Source organism: Arthrobacter sp. 05L45_2, assembly GCF_056397525.1.
Genome location: NZ_JBFTNO010000207.1, coordinates 1 through 5,613, shown reverse-complemented (window position 1 = coordinate 5,613; position 5,613 = coordinate 1). Strand labels below are relative to the sequence as shown.

Annotated in this window: 7 protein-coding genes; 6 read left to right on the top strand and 1 reads right to left on the bottom strand. The window is 69.2% G+C overall.

The window, feature by feature from the left end; all coding sequences use genetic code 11:
• From AC1DHD_RS13750 to rdgB, 5 genes are all read left to right on the top strand, one after another.
• Positions 1–127: DUF2017 family protein (locus tag AC1DHD_RS13750; protein WP_476880253.1), on the top strand; the 127-nt coding region annotated here is incomplete at its 5' end.
• Between the two features lie 67 nt (positions 128–194).
• On the top strand, positions 195–1,265 hold the full coding sequence (gene murI / locus AC1DHD_RS13745) for a glutamate racemase (protein ID WP_476880251.1): 1,071 nt from the start codon (positions 195–197) through the stop codon (positions 1,263–1,265).
• On the top strand, positions 1,262–2,059 hold the full coding sequence (locus AC1DHD_RS13740) for an MBL fold metallo-hydrolase (RefSeq protein WP_476880250.1): 798 nt from the start codon (positions 1,262–1,264) through the stop codon (positions 2,057–2,059). The genes murI and AC1DHD_RS13740 overlap by 4 nt, the downstream gene beginning before the upstream one ends.
• 48 nt (positions 2,060–2,107) lie before the next feature.
• Positions 2,108–2,866, top strand: a complete 759-nt coding sequence (gene rph, locus AC1DHD_RS13735) for a ribonuclease PH (protein ID WP_476880249.1) — start codon at positions 2,108–2,110, stop codon at positions 2,864–2,866.
• Positions 2,863–3,525, top strand: coding sequence for an RdgB/HAM1 family non-canonical purine NTP pyrophosphatase (gene rdgB, locus AC1DHD_RS13730; RefSeq protein ID WP_476880248.1), 663 nt, complete (start codon positions 2,863–2,865; stop codon positions 3,523–3,525). Before rph ends, rdgB begins: the two co-directional genes overlap by 4 nt.
• 38 nt (positions 3,526–3,563) lie before the next feature.
• On the opposite strand, the gene AC1DHD_RS13725 is transcribed toward rdgB, so the two are convergent.
• Entirely contained in the window at positions 3,564–4,277 is a 714-nt protein-coding gene (locus tag AC1DHD_RS13725) for a VTT domain-containing protein (RefSeq protein WP_476880252.1), read from the bottom strand.
• A gap of 118 nt (positions 4,278–4,395) precedes the next feature.
• Here AC1DHD_RS13725 and AC1DHD_RS13720 point away from each other — a divergent pair, with 118 nt between their 5' ends.
• The gene (locus AC1DHD_RS13720) at positions 4,396–5,403 is read left to right on the top strand and encodes a 3'-5' exonuclease (protein WP_476880247.1); all 1,008 of its coding nucleotides are present in this window, start codon (positions 4,396–4,398) and stop codon (positions 5,401–5,403) included.
• The last annotated feature ends 210 nt before the right edge of the window (positions 5,404–5,613 follow it).

The window sequence follows — 5,613 nt, the reverse complement described above, 5'->3', positions numbered from 1 at the left end:
CGTCCACCGGATGCAGGACTGGTCGCAGGCCGAGGACGTGGAGAGCTACCTGGCACTGGTTTACAACTTCACCACCTGGCTGCAGGAATCCCTGGTCCAGGCGATGCTGGCCTCGCTCGAGGCGTAGCCGCGGCCGGTACCCCTGCGCGGTGCGGGGTGTGACCTATCAGACACGAGTTGCTGGACACAATGTGATGGCCGCACTTGTAGCGAAGCCCTATCCTCGAATAATCATGACTTCAGCATCGAGCACGGATCAGGCGGCGGGCGCTGCGGCGCAGACCGCAGCGGGCAGCGCCGGGAAATCCCTGCCGGGGGAGCGCCCCATCGGCGTTTTCGACTCCGGCGTCGGCGGCCTTACCGTGGCGCGGTCCATCATTGACCAGCTGCCCAATGAGTCCATCCTCTACGTCGGCGACACCGCCAACGGCCCGTACGGCCCGTTGCCCATCGCCGAGGTGCGCGCCAACGCGTTGGGGGTCATGGACGAACTGGTCGATTCCGGCGTCAAGCTGCTCACCATCGCCTGCAACTCCGCGTCCGCTGCTGTGCTCCGCGACGCCCGGGAACGGTACACCGCGCGGTACGGCATCCCCGTCATCGAGGTGATCCAGCCGGCCGTGCGCCGCGCCGTCGCCGCCACCCGCAACGGCAGGGTCGGCGTCATCGGCACCTCCGCGACCGTCGGCTCCCGCGCCTACGAGGACACCTTCGCCGCCGCGCCGGACCTGGAAATCACCTCCGCCGCCTGCCCGGCCTTCGTCCCGTACGTCGAGGCAGGGATCACCACCGGCCCCGAGCTGCTCGCCGTCGCCCGTGAATACCTGGCCCCGCTCACGGCGGCCGGCGTGGACACCGTGGTCCTCGGCTGCACCCACTACCCGCTGCTGACCGGGGTGATCTCCTTCGTCCTGGGCGAGGACGTCACCCTCGTCTCCAGCGCCGAGGAAACGGCGAAGGACGTCTACCGGGCCCTCGCCTCGCGCGGACTTGAACGGACCGGAACCACCGCCCCGGAGCACAACTTCATCGCCACAGGTGATGCCGCCCAGTTCGAGCACCTCGCGCGCAGGTTCCTCGGCCCCGAGGTCCTCAGCGTCCGGCACGTGGACCACGTCGCYGCTCAGTACCCCACCGGCAGCCTGGCCCGGATCACGCCGGAAATGATCGCCGCCGCCCAGGCGGGCGCCGACCGGCCACGGATCTCCAACTTTGTTTCCGCCGATGCCCCGCAGCTGGCGGACCTGCGGAGGTCCGGCCGGTGAAACTGACCATCGTGGGCTGTACCGGATCTTTCCCGGGGCCCGGCTCACCGGCGTCGTGCTACCTGCTGACCGCGCACGACGGCGAGCGGAGCTGGAAGATCGTGCTCGACCTCGGCAGCGGCGCGCTGGGAGCGATCCAGCGCTACACCGACCTCGAGGATATCGACGCGATCTTCCTGACCCACCTGCACCCGGACCACTGCATGGACCTGTGCGGGCTCCACGTTGCCGTCCGCTGGAAGCCGGGCGGCTGGGGACGCGGCCGGATCCCGGTCTGGGGTCCCGCCGCCACGGCCGACCGGATGGCCACCGCCTATGGCCTGGACCTGGACCCGGGGATGCACGAGGAATTCGACTTCAGCAACTGGTCCGAGCGCAAGCCGGTGACGGTGGGCCCGTTCACGGTCACCCCCTTCGCGGTGAACCATCCCGTGGAGGAGGCCTACGCCCTGCGGGTGGAGGTCACGGAACCGGACAAGGACGGCACTCCGGTGACCCGGGTGCTGGGGTACTCGGGCGACACGGACTCCTGCGCCGGGCTCGAGGACGCGGCCCGGGACGCTGACCTGTTCCTGTGCGAAGCCGCGTTCGAGGAAGGCCGCGACGACGACATCAAGGACGTGCACCTGACCGGCAAACGTGCCGGCGAGGCGGCCGTGGCCGCCGGGGCGCGGCGGCTCCTGCTCACGCACATCCCCGTCTGGACTTCCCAGACCACCGTCACCGCCGAGGCCAAAGCGGTCTTCGGCCAGCACGTGGCCGTCGCCGTCGCGGGCGTGCACTACACCGTCTGAGCACACCGCCGGGCGGAGGGCCGGCGCCGAGTCGATATGCTGGAGGGCATGACTTCCGAAGCGCTCACCACCCCCGTCATCCGCGCCGATGGCCGCACCCCCGACCAGCTCCGCCCGATCAGCATCACCCGCGGCTGGTCCAAGCAGGCCGAGGGCTCGGCCCTGATCGAGTTCGGCAACACCCGGGTGCTGTGCACGGCGTCGCTGACCGAGGGCGTGCCGCGCTGGCTGAAGGGTGAAGGCCGCGGCTGGGTCACCGCCGAATACGCCATGCTGCCGCGGGCCACCAACACCCGCTCCGCCCGCGAGTCCGTCAAGGGCAAGATTGGCGGCCGTACCCACGAGATCTCCCGGCTGATCGGCCGTTCGCTGCGTTCGATCATCGACACCAAGGCCCTGGGCGAAAACACGATCGTGCTGGACTGCGATGTCCTGCAGGCCGACGGCGGCACCCGGACGGCTGCCATCACCGGCGCCTACGTCGCCCTTGCCGAGGCGATCCGGTTCGCGCGGGAAAACAAGCTGATCGCCCGCAACGCCCAGCCGCTGGTGGACACCATCGCCGCTGTTTCGGTCGGGATCATCGACGGCGTTCCGATGCTGGACCTGCCCTACGTCGAAGACGTCCGCGCCGAGACGGACATGAACGTTGTGGTGACCGGTTCGGGCAAGTTCGTCGAGGTCCAGGGCACCGCCGAGGGAGCGCCGTTCGACCGCGACGAACTCAACAAGCTGCTGGACCTGGCCCTGCTGGGCACCGAGCAGCTCGCCGCGATCCAGCGCGAAACCCTGGCCGAGGCTCCGTGAGCGGCGCTGTCCCCGAGTCCCCGGCCACTCCGGTCCTGGTGCTGGCGACCCACAACCAGGGCAAGCTGCGGGAACTGCGGGAGCTGCTGCGCGGGCAGCTGCCGGGAATCGACGTCGACACGCAGGTGGTGGACGCGGGCGCCGTCGGTGCCCCCGACGTCGCCGAAACCGGTGTGACCTTCGCGGAGAACTCGCTGCTCAAGGCCCGGGCCGTGGCGGAAGCCACGGGCTTGGTCGCCATCGCCGACGACTCCGGCCTGGCCGTGGACGTCCTGGGCGGGGCGCCGGGCATCTTCTCGGCGCGCTGGGCCGGGCGGCACGGGGACGACGCCGCCAACCTCCAGCTGCTGCTGAACCAGCTTTCCGACGTCCCGGACGGGCACCGCGGCGCGGCGTTTGTCTGCGCAGCGGCCCTGGCCGTACCGGAGGGGTCGTCCGGGGGTGCGCGAGAAGTGGTGGAGTACGGCCAGCTCGAAGGCACGCTGCTGCGGGAGCCGCGCGGGGCCGGGGGCTTTGGCTACGACCCGGTGCTGCAGCCGAGCGGCCTGGACCGCAGCTGCGCCGAACTCAGCGCGGAGGAGAAAAACGCCATAAGCCACCGCGGCCACGCCTTCCGGGCGCTGCTGCCGGCCATCGTCGAGGCGCTGGCGGGCAGGTAGCCGGGCTGGCGTGGCCGCTGGTCACTGCAGGGTTAGGGCTAGGGCGTCTTGCGCTCGTCTTCGGGCTCGTGCTCCTCGATGAATTCCTCGACCACGCCGGTGCCGTACTTCTCGGCCTGGCGCTTGGCGATGAGGCCGCGGATGACCTCGATGCCGATCGGGATGACGGAGAGCAGCACGATCACGATGAAGATGATGTCCAGGTTGTTCCGGACCCACGGCACCGTGTCGCCGAGCAGGAAGCCCAGCAGCGTGACGCCGCCGCCCCAGAGCACGGCGCCGATGACGTTGAAGATGAAGAATTTCCGCTTGCTCATCTGCGCCACGCCGACAATCACCGGGACAAAGGTCCGGATGATGGGGACGAAGCGGGCCAGGATGAGCGCCTTGCCGCCGTGCTTCTCGAAGAAGGCGTGCGCGCTTTCGACGTTTTCGCGTTTGAACAGCTTGGAGTCAGGCTTGTTGAAGATCGCCGGGCCGGCCTTGGACCCGATGAGGTAGCCGGTCTGGTTGCCGATGATCGCGGAGACGATGATCAGCGCCGCAAGGGCCCAGATGTTGAACTTGATCGTGTCAGTGGCGACCAGCAGCCCGGCGGTGAACAGCATGGAGTCGCCCGGCAGGAAGAAACCGACCAGCAACCCGGTTTCGGCGAAGATGATCCCGCAGACCAGCACCACTACCCACGGTGCGAGGGCCGGGTCGGCGAGGAAGAYCTGGGGGTTCARCCAGTCGGGCAGGAACGAGGCCATCTGCGGCTGGACCGGTCCGGCGCCTCCGAGGGTGGTCACGGCGAAGTGCAGGGTATTTGGGTTCACCTATCTAGGGTACTTGACCGGGTAGGGCCGGATCCGGCGCTAAAGTTGGACCGTGGGTTTGGACTTTACGGCGATCGACTTCGAGACCGCGAACGGCTTCCGCGGCTCGCCGTGCGCCGTCGGCCTCACCAAGGTCCGTGGCGGCGTCGTCGTCGAGGAAGCGTCGTGGCTGATGCGGCCGCCGGCGAACCATGACGCCTTTGACCACAACAACGTCCGTATCCACGGCATCCGGCCCGAGCAGGTGGCCGGGCTGCCCCGCTTCGGTGACCTGTTTCCCGAGATCGGCGCCTTCATTGGCGGTGACGTGATCGCCGCCCACAACGCCGCCTTCGACCTCGGTGTGATCCGTTCCGGCCTGGAAGTCTCCGGGYTGCCCGGGCCCGCCTACGACTTCGTCTGCACGGTGATGCTTTCCCGGCGCTGCTACTCCCTGGTGTCCAACTCGCTGCCCTACGCCGCGGAGGAGGCCGGTGTCCCGCTGGTCAACCACCACGACGCGGCCGAGGACGCCCGGGCCTGCGCCGGCATCCTGATCGATATCGCGGCCCGCAACGGCGCCGCCAGCATCGCCGAACTGTACCTCTCACTGGGGCTGATGGTATCCCGCCAGCCCGCGTTCGACCCCCGGACCGACCCGTTGTCCAAGGCGACGAGGTCCGCGCTCGAAGCGCTGGCTGCCGGGGCAGGCGCGGCGTCGGCCGCGCGGGCGTTCCGGCCTGGTTGGCCGGAGGAGGGTGCCAACCCCGTGCCGAACGCCGGGGCAGAACCGGGCCACCCCCTTTTCGGCCAGACCGTGGTGTTCACCGGCGAACTCGCCATTCCGCGGCCCGAGGCCAAGCTGCGTTCCGCCGAGCTGGGTGCGCGGCCGGAAAGCCGGGTCACGGCCCGCACAACTGTCCTGGTGGTGGGGGACGGCTTCGTCGCGGCTGACCTTCGCTCAGGCCGCCTGACGGGCAAGGCGCGCCGCGTCCTGGAACTGCACGACCGCGGCCAACGGATCGAAGTTCTTTCCGAGGGCGAGTTCCTCCAGATGGTCGGCGGACACTACGCGCCCTGAGGCGTTCGGGCGGCTGCGCCCAGGTCATACGACGCAATAAACATTTCGCCCGGCCATGGCCCGCTCCTAGCCTTGAATGATGAGCAAACTCATCCAGCCACCTGTCCGGGCGGACCAGGCACCCGCGGCCGACGCACCGGGCGGCATCGATTGGGGCAAGGTTTTCGCGTTCCCCAACCCGGTCAACGAGTACTCCGCACGGATCACGGC

Excerpts from the sequence above, each read along its gene's own strand:
- rph (WP_476880249.1), top strand. The coding sequence starts at position 2,108 with ATGACTTCCGAAGCGCTCACCACCCCCGTCATCCGCGCCGATGGCCGC.